The sequence below is a fragment of the Streptococcus sp. HMSC078H12 genome (assembly GCF_001814615.1).
Lineage (GTDB): Bacteria > Bacillota > Bacilli > Lactobacillales > Streptococcaceae > Streptococcus > Streptococcus salivarius_F.
Map to the genome: position 1 here is coordinate 41,648 of NZ_KV817327.1, position 496 is coordinate 42,143.

1 protein-coding gene and 1 pseudogene are annotated in these 496 nt (G+C 44.6%); both read right to left on the bottom strand.

Annotated features, from left to right (window positions below):
• A partial coding sequence (locus HMPREF2979_RS06470) for an ABC transporter permease subunit (protein ID WP_148132229.1) occupies window positions 1–374 on the bottom strand: 374 nt, incomplete at its 3' end.
• Between the two features lie 11 nt (window positions 375–385).
• Window positions 386–496: pseudogene (locus HMPREF2979_RS10230) on the bottom strand (amino acid ABC transporter permease); the annotation flags it as partial.

The window sequence follows — 496 nt, forward strand, 5'->3', positions numbered from 1 at the left end:
ATTTGTTTGTTGTTAAATCCTTGAGACAAGCCGGCTTCCGTTTGGCCATGGTCGATAGAGTTCAGTCCCCCACGAATGATTTCCGCCAAGGCAGCTGAAGTAAAGACCGTGAAAGATGTAATCCCTGCCGCAGTTGACTTGAGTTGGAAGACCAAGAAGATAATGAAAATCCAAAGCAAGTTAGGAACGTTACGGACGAACTCAACGTAGATAGAAGCAATCCAACGAAGGATAGGATTCTTTCCGTTACGCATTACCGCCAGAATAGTTCCGAACAGGGTAGATAGCACGATGATGAAGAAAGACAAGTAAAGAGTCGTCCACATCCCTTGTGCCAAGAATTTAAGGTTAGTAGCTGATAAAACTTCTGACATAGTGGACCTCCTTAGTAAGCTTTCTTATTCTCTTCTTCTTTACGACGTGCCCAAGTAGCAAGTGGGAAACACATGATAAAGTAGAGGAAGGCAGCCCCAGCAAAGGCCGGCACATAGTTAGT